The sequence below is a fragment of the Paraburkholderia bryophila genome (assembly GCF_013409255.1).
Classification (GTDB): domain Bacteria; phylum Pseudomonadota; class Gammaproteobacteria; order Burkholderiales; family Burkholderiaceae; genus Paraburkholderia.
This window is the reverse complement of the sequence record NZ_JACCAS010000002.1, coordinates 2,867,678-2,886,840: the sequence shown is the minus strand read 5'-3', so window position 1 is coordinate 2,886,840 and position 19,163 is coordinate 2,867,678. Positions and strand designations below refer to the sequence as shown.

At 61.3% G+C, this 19,163-nt stretch carries 17 protein-coding genes; 12 read left to right on the top strand and 5 right to left on the bottom strand.

Translation table 11 applies throughout. The features are described 5' to 3' along the window. Positions 1-48: 48 nt before the first annotated feature. The 3 genes from cydB to GGD40_RS33810 all read right to left on the bottom strand — a co-directional run bounded on the left by cydB (position 49) and on the right by GGD40_RS33810 (position 2,955). Positions 49-1,056 (bottom strand): cytochrome d ubiquinol oxidase subunit II, encoded by a 1,008-nt coding sequence (gene cydB, locus GGD40_RS33820; protein ID WP_179746657.1) that lies wholly within the window; start codon positions 1,054-1,056, stop codon positions 49-51. Positions 1,057-1,060: 4 nt separating this feature from the next. Further along, positions 1,061-2,449, bottom strand: a complete 1,389-nt coding sequence (locus tag GGD40_RS33815; protein WP_179746655.1) for a cytochrome ubiquinol oxidase subunit I — start codon at positions 2,447-2,449, stop codon at positions 1,061-1,063. Positions 2,450-2,574: 125 nt separating this feature from the next. Then, on the bottom strand, positions 2,575-2,955 hold the full coding sequence (locus GGD40_RS33810) for a TraR/DksA family transcriptional regulator (protein ID WP_179746653.1): 381 nt from the start codon (positions 2,953-2,955) through the stop codon (positions 2,575-2,577). 109 nt (positions 2,956-3,064) lie between these two features. Here GGD40_RS33810 and GGD40_RS33805 point away from each other — a divergent pair, with 109 nt between their 5' ends. The 7 genes from GGD40_RS33805 to GGD40_RS33775 all read left to right on the top strand — a co-directional run bounded on the left by GGD40_RS33805 (position 3,065) and on the right by GGD40_RS33775 (position 9,842). Further along, positions 3,065-3,373 carry a DUF6566 family protein gene (locus GGD40_RS33805; protein WP_179709600.1) on the top strand — a complete coding sequence of 103 codons (309 nt, stop codon included), beginning with the start codon at positions 3,065-3,067 and terminating at the stop codon, positions 3,371-3,373. 244 nt (positions 3,374-3,617) lie between these two features. After that, positions 3,618-4,628, top strand: a complete 1,011-nt coding sequence (locus GGD40_RS33800) for an ABC transporter substrate-binding protein (protein WP_179709602.1) — start codon at positions 3,618-3,620, stop codon at positions 4,626-4,628. 32 nt (positions 4,629-4,660) lie between these two features. Beyond that, on the top strand, positions 4,661-5,458 hold the full coding sequence (locus tag GGD40_RS33795) for an ABC transporter ATP-binding protein (RefSeq protein ID WP_179746651.1): 798 nt from the start codon (positions 4,661-4,663) through the stop codon (positions 5,456-5,458). A 26-nt stretch (positions 5,459-5,484) separates the two neighbouring features. Next, positions 5,485-6,351, top strand: a complete 867-nt coding sequence (locus GGD40_RS33790) for an ABC transporter permease (protein ID WP_179709606.1) — start codon at positions 5,485-5,487, stop codon at positions 6,349-6,351. Between the two features lie 106 nt (positions 6,352-6,457). Beyond that, positions 6,458-7,828: a sensor histidine kinase gene (locus tag GGD40_RS33785; protein WP_179746650.1), complete on the top strand. Its 1,371-nt coding sequence runs from the start codon at positions 6,458-6,460 to the stop codon at positions 7,826-7,828. 9 nt (positions 7,829-7,837) lie between these two features. After that, positions 7,838-8,509: a response regulator gene (locus GGD40_RS33780; protein WP_179709610.1), complete on the top strand. Its 672-nt coding sequence runs from the start codon at positions 7,838-7,840 to the stop codon at positions 8,507-8,509. A gap of 205 nt (positions 8,510-8,714) precedes the next feature. After that, positions 8,715-9,842: a porin gene (locus tag GGD40_RS33775; RefSeq protein WP_179709612.1), complete on the top strand. Its 1,128-nt coding sequence runs from the start codon at positions 8,715-8,717 to the stop codon at positions 9,840-9,842. Positions 9,843-9,969: 127 nt separating this feature from the next. On the opposite strand, the gene GGD40_RS37140 is transcribed toward GGD40_RS33775, so the two are convergent. Together GGD40_RS37140 and GGD40_RS33765 are read right to left on the bottom strand one after the other, a co-directional pair. Beyond that, entirely contained in the window at positions 9,970-10,275 is a 306-nt protein-coding gene (locus tag GGD40_RS37140) for a hypothetical protein (RefSeq protein WP_179709003.1), read from the bottom strand. A gap of 145 nt (positions 10,276-10,420) precedes the next feature. After that, positions 10,421-12,364: a CocE/NonD family hydrolase gene (locus GGD40_RS33765; protein ID WP_257030658.1), complete on the bottom strand. Its 1,944-nt coding sequence runs from the start codon at positions 12,362-12,364 to the stop codon at positions 10,421-10,423. A 302-nt stretch (positions 12,365-12,666) separates the two neighbouring features. On the opposite strand from GGD40_RS33765, the gene GGD40_RS33760 reads away from it, so the two are divergent. The 5 genes from GGD40_RS33760 to GGD40_RS33740 all read left to right on the top strand — a co-directional run bounded on the left by GGD40_RS33760 (position 12,667) and on the right by GGD40_RS33740 (position 19,114). Then, positions 12,667-14,460 carry a S10 family serine carboxypeptidase-like protein gene (locus GGD40_RS33760; protein WP_179746648.1) on the top strand — a complete coding sequence of 598 codons (1,794 nt, stop codon included), beginning with the start codon at positions 12,667-12,669 and terminating at the stop codon, positions 14,458-14,460. Positions 14,461-14,502: 42 nt separating this feature from the next. Further along, positions 14,503-14,919, top strand: coding sequence for a hypothetical protein (locus GGD40_RS33755; RefSeq protein WP_179746646.1), 417 nt, complete (start codon positions 14,503-14,505; stop codon positions 14,917-14,919). A 207-nt stretch (positions 14,920-15,126) separates the two neighbouring features. Then, positions 15,127-15,621, top strand: a complete 495-nt coding sequence (locus tag GGD40_RS33750) for an RNA polymerase sigma factor (RefSeq protein WP_179709618.1) — start codon at positions 15,127-15,129, stop codon at positions 15,619-15,621. 42 nt (positions 15,622-15,663) lie between these two features. Continuing rightward, positions 15,664-16,647 (top strand): FecR family protein, encoded by a 984-nt coding sequence (locus GGD40_RS33745; RefSeq protein ID WP_179746644.1) that lies wholly within the window; start codon positions 15,664-15,666, stop codon positions 16,645-16,647. 133 nt (positions 16,648-16,780) lie between these two features. Then, the gene (locus tag GGD40_RS33740; RefSeq protein ID WP_179746642.1) at positions 16,781-19,114 is read left to right on the top strand and encodes a TonB-dependent siderophore receptor; all 2,334 of its coding nucleotides are present in this window, start codon (positions 16,781-16,783) and stop codon (positions 19,112-19,114) included. Positions 19,115-19,163 lie beyond the last annotated feature (49 nt).

Genomic DNA, 19,163 nt, shown 5'->3' with positions numbered 1-19,163 from the left:
TCGCCGCGTGTTCCGCACACGCGGCGATGTTGTCCGGCGTCAAACCACTTAGTGATAACCGGCATCGCCCTCGCGCACCTTGCCACGGAATACGCGGTACTGCATCACGTTGTAGACGAGAATGACCGGCAGTACGATCACCGTGCCGACCAGCGTAAACATCTGGCTCGAATGGCTCGACGAGGCTTCCCAGATGGTCAGCGAAGGCGGCACGATGTTCGGCCAGATGCTGATCAGCAAGCCGCTGTAGCCGAGAAAACACAGCGCGAGCGTGAGCAGGAACGGCGTCGCTTCATGCCGCAGCCGCAACGTGCGAAAAATCCCCCACACGCAGGCCACCACCAGAATCGGCACCGGCAGAAACCAGCCGAGCTTGCCGCTGCCGAACCAGCGGTGCGCGACCGCCGGCAAGCCGATCACGGTCCACAGACTCACCACCGCCATGGCCCCGAGCAGCACGCTCACGAGCGGCCCCATCACCTCGCGCATGCGGCGCTGCAGGTCGCCGTCGGTCTTCAGGATGAGCCAGCCGCAGCCGAGCGTCGCGTAAGTGGTCAGCACGCCGATGCCGCACAACAGGCTGAACGGCGACAACCAGTCGAACGGATCGCCGGCAAACCGGCCGTCGACGATCTTGATGCCTTGCAGCAGCGATCCCAGCACGATGCCCTGACAGAACCCCGCCAACGCCGACCCGGCCATGAACGCCAGATCCCACGCATGCTGCGTGCGCGTGGCTCGCGCGCGCAACTCGAAGGCCGCACCGCGAAAGATCAGGCCCACCACCATCAGGATCAGCGGCAGATAGTTCGCCGGCAAGAGGGTCGAATAGACCACCGGGAACGCGCCGTAGAGTCCGGCACCACCGAGCACGAGAAAGGTCTCGTTGCCGTCCCAGACCGGCGCGATGGTATTGAGCATCACTTGCCGGTCGGCTTTCTGTTCGAAGAACGGAAACAGCAGGCCGATGCCGAGATCGAAACCGTCCAGCATCACGTAGAGAAACACGCCGAAGCCGATGATCGCAGCCCACACGACGGGAAGATCGATTTGCATGGCGTCACTCCCCTTTCAGCGCGTCGAGCGGACGATTCCGCAATACCGGATGCCTGACGGACGGCGGACTGTCGACCTGTGCTTCCGGCCCGCGGCCCATCATCTTCAGCATGTAGTAGACGCCCATGCCGAACACGAGGAAGTACACCAGCACGAAGATCAGCAACGACACGCCGGCTTGCTGCGCGCTGATCGGCGAGAGCGAGTCTTCGGTGCGGAACACGCCGTAGACCGTCCAGGGCTGACGGCCGACTTCGGTCGTCACCCACCCGGCCAGCAGCGCGACGAGCCCCGACGGTCCCATGCACAGCACCAGCACCTGAAACCAGCGGGTCTCGTACAACTGGCCACGTACCCGCAGAAACAGTCCCAGCAGCGCGGTCAGCAGCATCAGCATGCCCAGACCCGCCATGATCCGGAACGTCCAGAAAATGATCGGCGAATACGGGCGGTCTTTGGCGGGAAATTCCTTCAGCCCGCGAATTTCACCGTCCCAACTGTGGGTCAGAATCAGGCTGCCCAGGTGCGGTATTTGCAGCGTGTAGCGCGTGACTTCCGCGTCCATGTCGGGCAGGCCGACCAGATTGAGCGCGGTGCCGCCCTTCTCGGTTTGCCACAGCCCTTCGATCGCCGCGATCTTGGCCGGCTGATATTGGCGGGTGTTGAGACCGTGCGCATCGCCGACGAAAATCTGCACCGGCGCGAGCAGAAGCAGAATCCACAGCGCCATCGAAAAACTGCGCGTGATCGGGCCGTCGCGCCGGCCATGCAGCAGATGCCACGCGCCGCAAGCCGCAACGATGAAGGCCGCGACGATAAACGCGGCGATCGTCATATGCGCGAGACGATACGGAAACGACGGGTTGAAGATCACCTTCAGCCAGTCGACCGGCACGATCCGGCCGTTCTCGATGGCGAATCCTTGCGGCGTCTGCATGAAGCTGTTCGACGCGAGAATCCAGAAGGTCGAAATGAGCGTGCCGAGGGCGACCATCAGCGTGGCGAAGAAGTGCCCGCGGGGACCGACGCGTTGCCAGCCGAACAGCATGACGCCGAGAAAACCGGCTTCGAGAAAGAACGCCGTGAGCACTTCGTAGGTCAGCAGCGGCCCCGTGATATTGCCGGCGAACGAAGAAAACCCGCTCCAGTTGGTGCCGAACTCGTAAGCCATCACCACGCCGGACACGACGCCCATGCCGAAGCCGACGGCGAAGATCTTCGACCAGAACAGAAACATGTCTTTATAGACGACGTCGCCGGTCAGCAGCCAGCGCCCCTCCAGCACCGCGAGGAAGCTCGCCATGCCGATACTGATGGCGGGAAAGATAATATGAAACGAAACGGTGAACGCAAACTGCAGCCTGGCGAGATGGAAAGCATCGAAGAGTTCCATGATGGATCTGCGGCTCCGGGTGGCAACGGCTTTTGCGTAACGACGGGAGCCCTGATTATCACCTGATGTTCTATTGCGTGGCGCGTAGGCTGCCATCGGCGGCGGGACGCGGTGTCGCAACCCGTTCACTGCCCCGTTTCACGCCGACTCTGCTCCGCAACGGTCAGGATGGCTTCCGGCATGACTTCGAGGCGAGCCTGCGGAATCGGCTCGCCGCTTTCGTCGGACAGCCCGTAGGTGCCTTCGTCGATCTTCTGCAGCGCGCGTTCTATATCGGCGACGCGGTGGTCGTTCACATCGTGCAGCGACTGGGTGATCTCGTTTTGCGCCATGTCCTGCGCGTCGTCTTCGTACTCTTCGGCTTCGTCGCCGCGCTCCTCCTTGGCGGTGCGCTCGTCCGCGATGGTGTCTTCCTCGCCGCCCAGTAGTTGCCGGCGGAGCGCCATGAGGCGCGCGCGCTGCTGTGCAATGAACTCTTCACTCAGGTCGCTCTGCTGGTCGGCCATGATTCGCTCCCTTGGGTTGATCAATGTGGAAATCGGATTCCTGTACTTTTGACACCTCATGTGGAGTAAGGTTTGATCCGTTGCTGCAAACGCTCCCAAGGAGACAACGATGCCCGCAAGCACTGTTTCTTACGGCGAGTTTGAAATCCTCGTGCACCCTGAAATCAACCCGCGCGGCGCGTGGCTCGCCAGCGTGAGTGTGCGTCTCGGCGCCCGCACGCTGGTCGATATCCGCCCCGCGACGATACAGCCCCAGTGGCTCACGGAACAGGAGGCGGCACGAGACGGCATTGAATGGGGGCGCCGCTATATCGATCGTGAGTTCAATACGCCGCAGTCTCGCTCATGGGTGTCCGACCGCTCCCATGCGGAAACCTGGTTCCGCGACGCCGAGGAAGCGCGTAGCGGCCAGCGCTAGTCTGCCGCCGGGCCCTATCAGCCGCAATGGCCACGTGGGCGCCGCGCCGAATCACCGGTTCACCGTGCGCGATATCGGGCCGCCAACGCGAGCGGAGCAACCCGTCGGCGCATTGAACTCATGGAAATCCCGGACGAAACACGGCTCGCCATGAAAGCCGTGAGAAGGGTTCGCCGCCCTAAAATCGCGCCATCGATCCACAGAGGCGGTATTCCACCGCCCGCGACAATAACGGAGACAATCGATGCAACCGACCTTTCGCGCGTTTCGCCAGATCGCTATCGCTTCTGGCCTGCTGTTCAGCCTGGCTTCCCAGCATGCAATGGCCGACGACGGAAAGATCACGATCATGGTCGGCGGCATCACCAAGCTGATCTACCTGCCCGCCCGACTCACCGAGCAGCTCGGCTACTTCAAGGACGAAGGCCTCGACGTCGAACTGCTGTCGCAGCCCGCCGGCGTGGACGCGGAAAACGAATTGCTGGCCGGTGCGGTTCAGGCCGTGGTGGGCTTCTACGATCACACGATCGATCTGCAAACCAAGGGCAAGGAAGTCAAGGCGATCGTCGTGTTCGGCCAGGTGCCCGGCGAAGTCGAAATGGTCTCGACGAAAGCGGCAGAGACCGTCAAATCGATGGCCGACGTGAAAGGCAAGACACTCGGCGTGACCGGACTGGGTTCATCCACCAGCTTCCTGACGCAATACCTTGCCGGCCAGCACGGCGTCCAGTCGAGCGAATACACCATGCTGCCGGTCGGCGCCGACGCGAGCTTCATCGCGGCCATCAAGCAGAACCGCATCGACGCGGGCATGACCACCGAACCCACGGTCTCGGCGCTGGAAAAGTCCGGCGACGCGAAGGTGCTGGTCGACATGCGCTCGGTCGAAGGCACCCGGGCGGCGCTGGGCGGCACCTATCCGGCCTCGAGCCTGTACGTGCAGGCCACCTGGGCCGCGGCCCACAAAGCGGATGCCGCCAAGCTCGCGCACGCGTTCGTGCGCACGATGCAATTCATCCACACGCACAGCGCGGAAGAGATCGCCGCGAAAATGCCTGACGACTACCAGAAAGACAAGGCGCTGTACGTGAGAGCCCTCAAGGCGTCGCTGCCGATGTATACGGCCGACGGCAAGATGCCGGCAGACGGCCCGCAAACCGTGCTGAAAGTGCTGTCCGCATTCAATCCTTCGGTCAAGGGCAAGCACATCGACCTCGCGCGAACCTACACCAACGAATTCACTTCGGCCAAATGAGCCGGCTGCGGCCACTTCCACGGATCGACCTCATGAACCATGCAGTTTCCGCCGACGTTCCGGTCATCGAGTTTCGCTCGGTGTCGTGTCGTTTTATCAGCCCCGACGGCCGGGCGACGCTCGCCTTGCGAGACTTCAGCATGGCCGTCGCCAAGGGTGAATTCGTCGCCGTCGTCGGACCGACGGGTTGCGGCAAATCGACGACGCTCAGCATGATTACGGGACTTCTCAAGCCGACCTCCGGTGAGGTGCGCGTCATGGGCAAGCCGGTGAACGGCATCGATCCGCGCATCGGTTTCGTGTTTCAGGCGGATGCCGTGTTTCCCTGGCGCACGGTGCTGGACAACGTTGCGGCAGGCCCGCTGTATCGCGGCCGTTCGAAAGCGGCGGCACACGAAGAAGCCTACGAATGGCTGCGCCGCGTCGGTCTCGAGAAATTCGCCCGGCACTACCCGCATCAGTTGTCGGGCGGAATGAGGAAACGCGTCGCGCTCGCGCAGACGTTCATCAACAAGCCGGAAATCCTGCTGATGGATGAACCGTTCTCGGCGCTCGACATGCAAACCCGCACGCTGATGCAGGACGAACTGCTGCAGTTGTGGTCCGCCAATGCCGGCTCGGTGGTGTTCGTCACGCACGATCTCGAAGAGGCGATCGCGCTGGCCGATCGCGTCTTCGTGCTCACCGCGCGGCCCGCCACCCTCAAGAAGGTCTACGAGATCGATTTGCCGCGCCCGCGCATCACGTCGGAGATTCGCTACGAGCCGCGTTTCATTGAAATCTCGCGCGACATCTGGCGCGACCTGCGTGAAGAAGTACAGATCGCATGAATAAATCGAACGGCGGAAATACAAACATGGCTACCTCTACCTCTGAATACGCGCCGGCATCGGATAACGGCGCGTCATCGCTTGCCGAAGTCGAACGTGTCGCGCAGCGCAGACTGCGCCAACGGCACGCGCTGATCATCGGCCTGCGTGTGCTGGTGCTCGTGCTCATACTAGGCGGTTGGGAGCTCGCCGGCCGCGTCAAGTGGATCGACCCGTTCTTTTTCTCGATGCCCTCGTCGATCTACGCGCAGATCGTCGACTGGTTCGTGAACGGCACCTCGCAGGGTCCGTTGCTGTTGCAAGTCTGGGTCACGCTGGAAGAGACCTTTCTCGGCTTCCTGATCGGTTCGGTGGCCGGCGTCATCTGCGGAGTCGTGCTCGGCCGCAATAAACTCCTCTCCGATGTTTTCAGTCTCTATATCCAGATCGCCAATTCGATTCCGCGTGTGGTGCTGGGGTCGATCTTCGTCATCGCACTAGGACTTGGCATGGCGTCCAAGGTGGCGCTGGCGGTCGTGATGGTGTTCTTCGTGGTGTTCGGCAACGCCTTCCAGGGCGTACGCGAAGCCGATCGTTACATGATCGCCAACGCGCAGATTCTCGGCGCCTCCCGGCGTCAGTTGACGACTTCGGTGGTGATTCCATCGGCGCTCAGCTGGATTCTCGCCAGCCTCCACGTCAGTTTCGGTTTTGCGCTGGTCGGCGCCGTGGTGGGTGAATTCCTCGGCTCGAAGCAAGGCATCGGGCTACTGATTTCGACGGCCCAAGGCGCGTTCAACGCGAGCGGCGTGTTCGCGGCGATGATCGTGCTTGCGGTAGTCGCGCTTAGCGCGGACTATCTGCTTACCGCGCTGGAAAAGCGTCTGCTGAAGTGGAGACCGGCCGCATTCTGAACGTGGCGCGCCGTGAAGTTGCCTCTGCTCGCGCCCGCGCTCGTCATCGCGGACGCAGTAACGCGTGCCGGTCGCCCATCGGGTCGAAACGAATCAGGGAGACCGTATGACGCCAAGCTTGCGCACCCGACTGCTTTGGTGGCTGTTGCTGCCGCTAGCTATGTTCGTCGTCATCACGGGCGTGATCTCGTACGATACGGCCCGCCAGACCGCCAATCTCGTGCAGGACAGCGCACTTCTGTCGTCGGCCCGCACTATTGTGGAAGATGTCGACTGGGACAGCGGCGGCCTGAGCGCCATCGTTCCGCCGGCCGCGCTGGAGATTTTCGAGTCGCCTTATCAGGATCAGGTGTTCTACAAGGTGATTGTGGACGACACCCGCTTGCTGGTCGGCAACCCCGACCTGGAATTGCCCGCGCGTCTCGATGTATCGCCCGTGTTCTACGACACCACACTCGACGGCAAAGGCGTCCGCGCGGTCGCCTATCCACGTCAGTTGTACGACTCCGGCAAGGTCGAGCACGTCATCGTCGTGGTCGCGAAGACGCAGGCCTCACGCGAGGCGATGATCGGGCAATTGTGGCGTCCGCAACTGATTCGCCAGTGCCTGATGCTGGCGCTGGTTGCCGCACTGGTTCCGCTGGGTCTGACCATCGAGTTGCGGCCGCTGATGAAGCTCAAGGACGACGTGGCCGACCGCGAACCGATGCAGCTCGAACCGATCAGCGCGGACCGGCTGCCGTTTGAGCTGCGACCCATCGTCCACGCGATCAATCAATGCATCGCCCGGCTCAAGCTGCATACCACGACACAACGTCAATTCATCGCGGACGCAGCGCATCAGTTGCGCACGCCGCTCACCCTCCTCGACACGCAGATTCAATACGCTTGCGGGCGAGACTATTGCGACCCGCCGCTAACCGAAGCGCTGGCGGCCATGCGCCGCAGCAGCCGGAAAATGACGGAGATGACCAACCAGTTGCTGCTGCTGGCGCAAGCGGAATCTGCGCCGCCGCTGCGCACCCGCACGAAGGTCGACATGACCGCGGTCGTGCTGTCCGCCCTGGAGGAACTGATTGTGGCCGCGGAACAGCGCGGCACCGACCTCGGCGCCGAACTGGACGACCACGTCGAGGTCATGGGCAGCGCGCACCTGCTGAGCGCGATGGTCATGAATCTGCTCGACAACGCGGTGCGCTACACGCAAGACGGCGGGCGTGTCACGGTAATTTGCCGGCGCGATGGCGACGACGTGATGCTGCAGATCGTGGATAACGGCCCGGGCATTCCCGCCGAAGCGCGAGCCCACGTGTTCGAGCGATTCTATCGCGGCCCAAGCCTGGTCGAGGGGACGGGTCTTGGCCTGTCCATCGTGCGTGAGATCACCCACTTGCATGGCGGGACGGTCGGCATCGCCCAGGGCGCGGGCCGGATCGGACTCGTCGTCACGGTCCGCATGCCGGCCGCAGGCGCTTGAGGAAAACACATGAAGCTGCTGCTCGTGGAAGACAACATCGAACTGTCGCACTGGATCGTCAACTTGCTGCGAGCGCAGAATTTCGTGGTCGATTGTGTCGCCGACGGCGAAGGCGCGGATGTCGTGCTGACCACGCAACGCTATGACGTCGTTCTGCTGGACATGCGTCTGCCACGGATGAGCGGCAAGGACGTGCTCGCCCGTCTGCGCCGCCGCGGCGACAACGTCCCCGTCTTGATGCTGACCGCGCATGGCTCGATCGACGACAAGGTCGACTGCTTCAGCGCCGGCGCGGACGACTATGTCGTCAAACCGTTCGACGCGCGGGAACTGGTTGCCCGCATCAAGGCGTTGATTCGCCGCCAGTCGGGCGAAAAAGCGACCTGTCTGATCTGCGGCGACCTGCACTATCTAGCCGACACGCGGGAGTTCCGTCATAACGACGCGCCACTGACGCTGCGCCGCCGCGAGCACATGATTCTCGAAACGCTGATGCTGCGTCAGGGCAAGACCGTTTCCAAGAACGCCTTGATGGAAAGCGTGTTCAGTCTCGACGACGAACCGAGCGCCGACGCCATCGACATCTACATCCACCGCTTGCGCAAGCATCTGGCGAGCTCCAGTGCCCGGATCATGACCTTGCGCGGGCTGGGTTACATTCTGCGCAACAAGGAGGAATAGCAAGGACGTCTGCCACTTGCGCTGCGCTCGTCGTGTATATCAGGGATATCACTTAGCGATCCAAATCGTTCAGGAAAGGAGCGTGAAGGATTGAGATCACTAGGATGACACTTAGTCGCTCGGCATCGCAGCGAGTGAAGTGTCGATACCGCCGGTACTGCGAGTGAAAAACAGAAATTCAACGCAGCAAGTTCAGGAGACAACCTTGAAGAAGAAATACCAGGCCTTAGCCGTTGCAGCCGGCACGCTCGCCGCGGCCAACGCGCATGCGCAGTCGAGCGTCCAGTTGTATGGTCTCATCGATCTCAGTGCACCCACTTATGTCTCTCACGCCGGCCCTAACGGTGCCCACGTGATCGGCATGGGCGTGGGCGGCGAGCCCTGGTTCAGCGGTAGCCGCTGGGGCCTGAAGGGTGCCGAAGACATCGGAGCGGGCTCGAAGATCATCTTCAGGCTCGAAAGCGAATACCGGATGAGCGATGGTCAGATGGAAGATCCGGGTCAGATTTTCGACCGCGATGCGTGGGTGGGGATCGTCAACGACACGTTCGGCAAGATCACGGTAGGTTTCCAGAACACGATCGCGCGTGACGCCTCGACCATTTACGGCGACCCGTACGGTAGCGCGCAACTCACGACGGAAGAAGGCGGCTGGACCAACGCCAACAACTTCAAGCAACTGATCTTCTACGCGGGCAGCGCGACCGGCACCCGGTATAACAACAGCGTCGCATGGAAGAAGCTGTTCGACAACGGCATCTTCGCGAGTGCGGGCTACGCGTTCGGCAACACCACCAGTTTCGGCGTCGACTCGAATTACCAGGCCGCGCTCGGCTATAACGGCGGCCCGTTCAACGTGTCGGCGTTCTATAGCCACGCCAACCGCGACGGCTTTACGAATCAGTCATTCTCGGTAGGCGGTAATTACACGTACGGTATCTTGCGTGCCAATGCCGGCTACTTCCGATACCTGGGCAACCAGGGGGCGCTCGGCCAGCGTCAGGACAACGCGTGGACGGTATCGCTCAAGCTGGCGCCTAAAGGTGCGTTCGACTATGAAGTCGGTTACCAGCAAATGCGCATTCACAATGCGGCCAACAATACCGACGGTTTCACGCCGAATGCAAACATCGGCGATTTCAGCATGACCAACGGTGTCGGCAACGGCTATAAGGAGACCCTCTACTGGTCGGCCTTCTACCATCTGTCGAAACGCACTGAAGTCTACCTGGCGGGCGACTTCATGAAACTGCACGGCGGCTATACGGAAGCGACCACGTTCGGCGCGAATACCCAGCTCGAACTGACGAGCGGCATTCGAACCCGTTTTTAAACCGGCACGGCGGGGCGGCCTGGTCGATACGTCGAGCGCCGCCCACGACCACGACCACGATGCGCGGTAAGCCGTTTTTGCTGGCGCGCGAGTGTTAGCCCGCTTTCAGCCAAGTTTCAATCGGGCCTCAGCCGGCCGCTCCGCAGCTTACATTGGGCGCCGTGTAAGGGGACGGATACTCGGACGTCGGCCCGCTCAGCAGACGCAGCCGCTGCGTAGCCAGCACGTCAGCTTCCGTCTGTTCGCGACGAGTCAGGGGCTCGCTCGACACGTGCGCGACATCCACCGACTCGTTGACAGCGCAATTCAGCGTCTTGCCGTCGGCGAGGCGCACCGTTGTCGCGTAAGAGTAAGCAGGTTGTGCCGCTTCGCTGCCTGTCGTCCACAAGGCGGCTACTGCAACTAACGCCAACATCAGGGTTCGGTTCATCATCGGCACTCCTTGTCCATTGCGTTCATTGAATCACGCTTTGGAGCCGGGATTGCTACGCTTCCTTGCAATACTGACTTTCACTTCCGCCTACGTGACAGAGCCGTCCAGCTCGTCTTGCGGGCCGCTCACGCGGCCCGCTTCCGCCTCAGTTCAGCTTCATCACTTCGATCACGTTGGCCACCGGTACCACCGGCATGTTTACCGCCGTCCGATCCAGCGCGAGCGTGACCTGCGCACTCCCCTGAAAACCCTCCAGCTTGAGTTCGATCCTGCTGCCGGGCAGCACAGTGAAATCCCGCGGCATCATCTCCAGAGAAAAGCTGTAGTTCGAGCGCGGTGTAATCGTCGCGACCTGATCGAGGCCTTTGTAGAAGCGAGGATTCGCCCAGCCATACGTGACCGGCGTACCGTCGACGGAAAGCGTGGCCTTGATATCGGTCACCGCCGGTGAGAACTTCCCGGTCATCGCGATCGCGATGACGCCGGCGTACCGCGTTGCGTTGACGAGCGGCGCACTCTCGTACGAAACCGGATGCGTGCCGTCGAAGCTGATTGCCTTGTTGTCGGCACCATCCGTTGAGACCGGCGTGAACAACCCGCCCGTCTTGCCGTCACCGCGAAGATAGTAGGCAACGGCTTGTGTTGCGGGCCATGCCTGCTCCTTCACGATCAGCTCGCCCGTCGGAATGCAGTCCCTCGGGTTATGACCGTCCTTGCAGTGACCGATGAGCGTGTTGTCGCCGCTATCCGGATTGTTGCTCGTATTGCTGCCACCGGTGGGCTTGTCGCCCGCAGGCGTTTCGCGAGCATAGGCCGGCTGTGTTTCCACGCCGTTATTCACGCCGAACAGGTAACGCGAATACCAGAGCAGAACCTCTTTCGCCCATTCCTTCTGCCAGACCGGATCGTCGTGGTTCCTGCTATGCAGCCATAGCTGTACGGGCTTCTTCAGGTTGTACAACGCGTTGTAGAGCTGCACGCCGTTCTTCGTTTTGACGTTGTTGTCGTCCTGCCCTTGCGTGACCAGGGTCGCCGCCTTGATCCGGTCGGCATGCGCAAGCGTATTGCGCGCCTTCCAGAAATCGTTGTACGCGAGGGTCGCGTCGTCGGATCGAGCAGACAGTTCCCGTTGGAACGGTGCGCATGCCTTTGCGGTACGCGTCGAGCTTTCCGCAGACAGGTAGTCGGTGAGGCTGATCGTTCCGATCACATCGGATATCACGCCGTTGTAGCGGAAATAGTCGTAGCCGTTGCTGATCCCCTCGACCGGAACAATTGCTTCCAGACCCGGCACGCCAGTAATGGCGACCATCGAAGGTAGCGTGCCGCCGTATGAAATCCCTTCCATCGCAACGTGTCCCGTGGACCAGCTAGCGCCAAGAGGATTGTCCTTGTCGTCGAACCCCGGCGCCGACTTGTCGCCGGTGAGCCAGCGGACGACGGCAGCCATCGCTTCGCCCTCGGTCGAGTCCATCACCGACCAGCAGCCGTCCGACAGATTCGTACCGAGCGAATCCGCATAGATGACGGTAAATCCCATCCGGAGATATTCCGCTTCGCCAAGGAATGGCTCCCGTTCGGTCGCGGCATAGTCGGGGTCCGCGTAATAGACCGACGGCCGGACGATGACCGGCGTCTTCAACCCTTCGTCGACTTCCGCGGGCTGCACGATGCGCAGCGCGATGCGATCTTTCTTGCCATCGTGATCGGTATCGAAAGACGTCTGCACCGTCGCACTGAATCTTTTCGGCGCGCGCATGGAGAGCCACGGCAGCACCATGCCGTCGTCCACCGTCGGCCCGTTGTGCCCCGGATACAGCGTGCTGAGCGGAGGATAAGGAATGCCGGTCGGCGAATTCGCAAACTGCGCGCCGACGCCGGGCGTCGGCACAGGCGGTTTGAACGGCGCCGGTTCGGGCGTCGTCGTCACGGTCTGCGGCGGCGCGATCGCGGCACCGCTACCGGATGCCTTGCTGGCCGCACCCGGCAGGTCGTTACCCCCGCACGCGGCGAGCGACATCAGCGCCACGAGGATGGGCGCGAAGCTCTTTCGAGTCAGATACGACGGTAGCCATTCCTGATGCTTCATCTGCTCTCCTGCGATGGTCTTTGATCTTGTTGTGCCAGGGAGAACCGGCGCACTACGTACCCGCCAGATCTGCAATGAAGCTAAAGACGCACGACGATCGATAAAGGACCAGGCGAAGCCGAAATATTTTTTCTGCTGCGTTCATGCAATGGGTCGTGCCATCGGTCGGGCAAAAAAAATTTCCCGACGAACTGGTCTCCTTTCTTGCGCCGCTCGTCTTTAATGCACGACCGCATGACTTTGCAAAGCGGGACCGTGGTCGTACGTAGATGTCGGATTACCTCACAGCGGCTGGAGACGCGATGCCCATGACAGGCAGGCATCGTAGGGACGCCGTTTATAAACACTCAATACAAATACGAGGTTCAAGAATGGTCAACAGGGTCGTTTATTGCGCACGCTACGGATGCCTATTCAGTCTTGCTGTTGCATTGCTGAGCGCATGTGGCGGCGACAACAAGCCTGCGGGTGCCGTGCCCGAAACGGCACAATCACCCGCCCCGGGCCCCAGTGCCGCAGCACTCGCCGACCAGCGTTATGCGGATCCCAATACATACAGCACGGCAGCAGGCGACGGCCTTCCCGCAAACAGCGCGTTCGACCAGGCAGCCATCACCCATCACACGATGACCCTTAACGGCAAGGTCGTGAACTACACCGCGACCGCGGGGCATCTGACGGCCATTGCGCCCCGTGCCGATGCATCGAAACCGGCCGACAACGAGGTCTCGTTTTTCTACGTCGCCTATACGCGCGACAATCAGCCGCTCGGCACGCGCCCCGTGACGTTCTTCTGGAATGGCGGTCCGGGCTCGTCGACGATCTGGCTCCATCTAGGCTCATGGGGGCCGAAGACATTCAAGGTGGACGAAGCCAGTTTTACGCCGGATCAACTGCAAACGCAGCCCACGAGTTTCCCGTTGGTCGACAACGACGTGAGCATGCTAGACGACACCGATCTGGTTTTTGTCGATGCACCGGGCACCGGTTTTTCAGAGGCGATCGCTCCGCACACGAATCAGGAATTCTGGGGCGTGGACCAGGACACCAAAGCGTTCCGCGACTTCATCACCCGGTACATTGCGGCTAACCATCGGCAGACCTCGCCCAAGTATCTGTACGGCGAGTCTTACGGCGGCATCCGTACGCCGATCGTCGCAGACCTGCTCGAGCAGGCGGGTAGTTCCGGGCAAGGCGGACCGGCATTGACCGGCGTCATACTGAATTCGCCGATCCTGAGCTACAAGACCAATTGCGAGCGATCTGGCAATTTCTCGTGTGAGGGGTTCATTCCGAGCTACGGTGCCGTCGCGTACTCGAAGAAAGTCGCGACCGACCCGCTTGCCGCAACGGCAACGCTTCCTGATTATGTGAATCAGATGCGCCTGTTCTCGTCGCAGTATTGGGTTCCCGCGCTATCGCCGTATCTTCGGAGCACGGCGAGCAGGAAGTCTGTCCCAGGCGAGCCCGGTTCCTTTACTCAAGACCAGCAAACGCTATTCGGATTGCTCGCCGCAAAGACTGGATTGACCAATGTCGAATGGTCGACCAGCCTCAACATGCGGCCTCAATATTTCGAAGCGAGCATGATTGCGCAACTCGGCCTGGGCGATGACGGTACGCATATGGATCGCTACAACGGCATGGTCACCATTCCGGCGAGCGCCACATACGATGCTCAAAGCTACAACGATCTCGCGTTCCAGAATGAAATCACGGGTTTCCTGCCGAATTTCCTCGGGTACACAAGCAAGTCGACCTATGCGCTGGAGCCGAGCGATCCAATCGACATGTGGGACTGGAAGCACGGAGCGGACAAGTCCAATCACCCGACATCGCTACCCGATCTGACCGACGCACTGACGCTCGATCCGAAGCTGAAGGTGGTGGTGTTTCACGGCTACCACGATCTGGCCTGCCCGCTCCATCAAAGCGAGCTTGATCTGGAGGGAGCGGGTCTGGCTCCAACCGTCCCCGTCAAGGCGTTCCCGGGCGGTCACATGATCTACCTGACCAAAGACTCGCGGCAGCCGATGAAACAGGCGATAGACCGCTTCTTCGGCACGGCATCGGTGGCAAGCGTAGCCGCGCGTTAAGACGGTATCGATTCCGATCACTTCGATTGAAATGAGGCAGCGATGAAATTTCTTTGTGCACAAACCATTCTGATCGCGATGGGGCTGATGTCGGCCTCTCTGGTCCAGGCAACCCCATACAGCGTTCCAGCAGTGACCGACGGGCAAGCACCGGTACGTTTGCTCAAGGTCGGAGACCGGCTCGTATCGCCGCCACCCGACCCGGCTGGGACCGTCGTTCCGGAGCCGCAGGGACAAGCGTTACGGGAACAGGTACTGGCGAATCTGAAGCGTCGCTTTACCGAGGCGGCCGACCCTTCCACGCACCTTCTTACGCAGGCCGCAGCGAAGCAGGCGGGGCTCGGTTATATCGCGGATCACTTCCACGACATCGATCGTTCAGGCGGCGGCTACGTCAGCTTCGATGACCTCGAACGCTATCTCAGGCAGAAAAACGGACCGGCATTCGCGGGTTCATAACTTACGCCCGCCAGCGGGCATTTCTGTGTAGTTGATGCCGCCGATAGAGCCAGGCGCTCTATCGGCGGCAGCGCCGCTTGACACAAAAAGTCTGACCGCGTAAAAGTCGACGTCACTGATGTCACATTCATGTAATCACCGCATGGCAACGACATCCGCCTACCGATATCTCAACCCTGCGCTTTGTCGCACCCGTTTGGAGTTACCTTGGCTAAGGGGCTTTTCGATGAACTGGTCAGCGGCTATTACGAGTTGAAGCGGGTGCTGACTCGCGAACTCGATACCGATAACGCTGCCGACGTCGCGCAGTCATCGTTCGAACGGGCGCTGCGTTATGCGCAAAGCCATGAGGTACACTCGCCCCGTGGCTTGCTGTTCGGTATTGCACGCAATCTGCAGATCGACGGCGGCCGCCGAGTCTCCCGGGTGTCGTGGCGATCGGTCGACGATAGCGAGGACGACCTCGACCGGATCGCTTACTCCGAACTCACGCCCGAACGCTCGCTCGCGGGTCGCCAGGCCGTCAACGAACTCTGTACGATTATCGACGCGCTGCCGCCCCGTTGCCGGGAAGCCTTCGTCCTCTGCAAACTGCATCACATGACTTATGAAGAAGCAGCCAGTGAAATGGGCATCAGTCCAACGGTCATCCGTAAATACCTGGTGCAAGCGATGCGCGAGTGCCGCGCCGTGCTGCGATAACACCTGTGTCACGCATGAATTACTTCCCGGATCGCCGTGCCCATGCCGTTGAGCCAGTCTGAGCGCGATCACGCCGACGATCTGTTCTCATCCGCGAAGTTCGGCGATACGCAGCAAAAAAAGGCTGCCCTCGCGGCCATCGAGGCTTGGGCCGGCCAGATCCCGGAGCGGCTCGCCTACCTGGCCGAGCTTGAGGCCGCCGACCGCGCGGTGGACACCAACCTTGCCGCTTTGCGTAGCCGCTATCCCCGGCAGGTCGACAATCGCACGCCTCGCCCGACAGAACCTGCGCGTACGGCGCGCCTGCCCGGTCTCTGGCCAGGCATCGCATTAGCGTGCTGCGCGATGGCGATGACGACCGTCTGGGTCATCAATCCCGTGCAATCGCGGCAGGACATGTCGTCCTCCATCGGACAGCAATCGTCGCTCGATCTCGACGACGGAAGCCATGTGCTGCTCAACACGAATACGGCAATTCGTTTCGTTAATCGTCTGCGCTCGCGCGAACTGACGCTGGAGCGGGGCGAAGCACTTTTTTCCGTCAACCACAGCGCGCTGCGCCCTTTTCACGTGTATGCCGGGACGGCCGAGATCCGCGATGTCGGCACGCAGTTCAGCGTCCGACTGCTCGATTCCGGCGTAAGCGTGGCGGTGCTCGAAGGACAAGTGTCGGTCACGTCGTCCTCCAGTGCGCCACCCGCGCTGCTGACCGCGCACGAAGCCCTGCGCACGAATGGGACCGCGGTGGTACCGGTCACCGGATCTCAGGCCGTGTCGGCAATGCTCGACTGGACGGACCGACGCCTCGATTTCAACGCGACCCGCATTAGCGATGTCATCGAGGAATTGCAACGCTATCGAGCGCAGCCCATCGTGCTCGCCGACCCACGCGCCGGCACGTTTCGCGTGACCGGTGGATTCTCGATTGCCGATCCGGACCAGTTGCTCAAGACCCTCCCCTCTGTCGCGCCCGTCACGGTGACCGTGAAGCCGGACGGTACCGCAGTCGTTGCGTCGCGCCGATAGACCTTATCCCCGAAGCAAAAGCGTTCGACGCGAGCCATCCGGCTACGGATGCGGATCGTCGACGGGGCACGCTGCCTCTCGTCAGCCTTCGGCCACACGCGATAAGTTGCGCAACGCATCGATGAGACAGTGAATGACAGCCAGCAAGACGAGGAAGATGCTTGAGCGATGCATGCTGGCGGTGCTCCTGGGCACCCTGAACTTCGTCAGCATCGCGGCTCATGCGCAGACGACCGTCGACCTGCCTGCTCAAACCCTGGCGCTCTCTCTTTCTCAACTGGCACGCGACGGCAACGTAAACATTCTGGCGCCGGCCGCGCTCACGGCGAATCATGACGCACCGGCGTTGTCCGGTACGCTGACGCTCGTTCAGGCACTCGATCGTCTTTTGCAGGGCACCGGGCTCACGGCTCAAAAACGCAACGAGAGCACCTACGTTATCGAGCGATTGCCGGCGCAATCAGGTACTGCCCCGCCGCTCGCCGCCGAAGCCCTCGCCGTTCTGCCGACGATTGCGGTAACAGCTCCAGCAGCAACGGAGGATCTGGGGTTTGCCGCCCGATCGTCGTCTTTCGCCACACGAACGGACACCCCTATCGCGGACATTCCACAATCGATCGAGGTCCTCACGCCGGACGTGCTGGAAAGCCAGCGGGACGAGTCCGTCACGGATGCGCTCAGGAACGTCAGCAGCATGACGATCGAGCGCGCTCAGACCTACACGGCGCAGGGCACGCCCTACATTCGTGGATTCATGGCACCGGTGCTGATTAACGGCCTGCCGGTCGCGCTAACGCAGAGCGACATACCGCTCTCCTTGCCTGCCGTTGCGTTGTCGCGCGTGGAAGTGCTCAAGGGCGCCGATTCGATCCTCGCGGGAAGCATGGACCCGGGCGGCATCATCAACGTGGTCACGAAAACGCCACAGGCCGATCCGGTGCATCGACTGACCGTGCAGACCGGATCATATGGCGACTGGCTAGGCTCACTCGATCTGGCCGGTTCGATTCTGGACGACGGGAAACTGACCTACCGTTTTGTGGTTTCCGCCGAACACGCCGATCGGAACTTCATCGGCTACGACGGTCAACGCGACTTCTACGTAGCACCGTCGATCGGCTGGCAGGACGTGCAGACGCGCGTCGTCGTCGGGTTCGAGCAGCATACGAGCCGGGTACCGGTCGCGCCGATTTCGTTGTTCCTTCCGGGCGGGCCGCTGCAGTCGTCGTCGCCGCTGGGTCGACCCGACGACGGCTTCATGTCGAACAGCACGTCGCTGTACTACGACTACACGCGCAAACTCGCCGGATCGCTAACCTTTCACAGCAAGGCCCGGTACGACGCGGCGAGACAAGACTTCAAGGCTTACGCACTCGCCCAACTCAGTCCCGGTACTTCGTCGGTCGGCATCTTCAACGCGCAGACCGATCAGATCCGGCAAAACCAGATCAGCCTCGACAACAACCTCCAGATGAAGATCCACACGGGCTCGGTTAAACACACGCTGCTGGCCGGCGTTGCATGGTCGTCGGACCGGTACGCGCAGATGCCCGGAAACGGACCGGCGAGCGCCGCCGCGCTCCCATCGCCGCAGTTACCGTCGATCGAACTGCAGGACATCGCCAAAATTCCAACCGAGACAGACGTCCAGGCAACGCTCTACGTGCAGGACCAGATTGCATGGGGACCGTTACGCGTGTTGCTAAATCTGGCGCGCAGCTACGTCTGGACGACTCATGCCCTGCCCGGTTCTGCATCGAACAGCGCGGCAAACTGGTCACCGGGTATCGGCATTGCCTACCGGATGAGCGATGCCGTTACCGTCTATGCAAACGCGACGCATAGCTTCGAACCGCAGTACACCTTTCCCGCTTTCGACGGACGCGCACCGCTTCCGAGGGTTGGCCGCTCTGTCGAAGCAGGCGTGAAACTCGCGTTGCTGGACGACCGGCTCACCGCGACGGCGGCGTTATTCCGGAGCCGGCAATCGAATCCCGTCCAGGTCGATCCGACTCATCCTGGCTTCTACGTGACCTCGCCGGACTTCGCTTATCGCGGTGTCGAATTCGACATGACCGGACGCTTGCTGCCGGGCTGGAACGTCATTGCCAGCTATGCCTACAGCAACCTGCAAACTCCGGACGACGAATGGGGGCAATTGCCGGCGCACGTTGCGAGCTTATGGACGACCTATGACTTTCAGAGTGAGCCATTGCGTGGATGGGGGATGGGGTTCGGCATATGGGCACGTAACCGATACAACGCGACGGACAGTCAGGAGGCCATGCATCCGGTACCGGGCCAGGCCCGTACCGACGCCAGCCTGTATTACCGCGCGCGACACTGGTCGACCACTTTGAGCGTCAAGAACGTCTTCAATCACAGGCTGTACGGCGATTACGCATTGAGGGACGTGGAGCTACAGCCTGGGCGCCTTTTCTATTTGAGCAGTAGCTACGATTTTTGAAACCTGCAGTGCGTCTGTTCGTACCCGGCAACACTTCGCACTCTAGCGG

Coding starts and splice junctions, on each gene's coding strand:
- GGD40_RS33745 (WP_179746644.1), top strand. CDS start 15,664: ATGCCGTTGAGCCAGTCTGAGCGCGATCACGCCGACGATCTGTTCTCA.
- GGD40_RS33805 (WP_179709600.1), top strand. CDS start 3,065: ATGCCCGCAAGCACTGTTTCTTACGGCGAGTTTGAAATCCTCGTGCAC.
- GGD40_RS33760 (WP_179746648.1), top strand. CDS start 12,667: ATGCCCATGACAGGCAGGCATCGTAGGGACGCCGTTTATAAACACTCA.
- GGD40_RS33790 (WP_179709606.1), top strand. CDS start 5,485: ATGGCTACCTCTACCTCTGAATACGCGCCGGCATCGGATAACGGCGCG.
- GGD40_RS33800 (WP_179709602.1), top strand. CDS start 3,618: ATGCAACCGACCTTTCGCGCGTTTCGCCAGATCGCTATCGCTTCTGGC.
- GGD40_RS33785 (WP_179746650.1), top strand. CDS start 6,458: ATGACGCCAAGCTTGCGCACCCGACTGCTTTGGTGGCTGTTGCTGCCG.
- GGD40_RS33810 (WP_179746653.1), bottom strand. CDS start 2,955: ATGGCCGACCAGCAGAGCGACCTGAGTGAAGAGTTCATTGCACAGCAG.
- GGD40_RS33740 (WP_179746642.1), top strand. CDS start 16,781: ATGACAGCCAGCAAGACGAGGAAGATGCTTGAGCGATGCATGCTGGCG.
- GGD40_RS37140 (WP_179709003.1), bottom strand. CDS start 10,275: ATGATGAACCGAACCCTGATGTTGGCGTTAGTTGCAGTAGCCGCCTTG.
- GGD40_RS33765 (WP_257030658.1), bottom strand. CDS start 12,364: ATGAAGCATCAGGAATGGCTACCGTCGTATCTGACTCGAAAGAGCTTC.
- GGD40_RS33755 (WP_179746646.1), top strand. CDS start 14,503: ATGAAATTTCTTTGTGCACAAACCATTCTGATCGCGATGGGGCTGATG.
- GGD40_RS33780 (WP_179709610.1), top strand. CDS start 7,838: ATGAAGCTGCTGCTCGTGGAAGACAACATCGAACTGTCGCACTGGATC.
- GGD40_RS33795 (WP_179746651.1), top strand. CDS start 4,661: ATGAACCATGCAGTTTCCGCCGACGTTCCGGTCATCGAGTTTCGCTCG.
- cydB (WP_179746657.1), bottom strand. CDS start 1,056: ATGCAAATCGATCTTCCCGTCGTGTGGGCTGCGATCATCGGCTTCGGC.
- GGD40_RS33815 (WP_179746655.1), bottom strand. CDS start 2,449: ATGGAACTCTTCGATGCTTTCCATCTCGCCAGGCTGCAGTTTGCGTTC.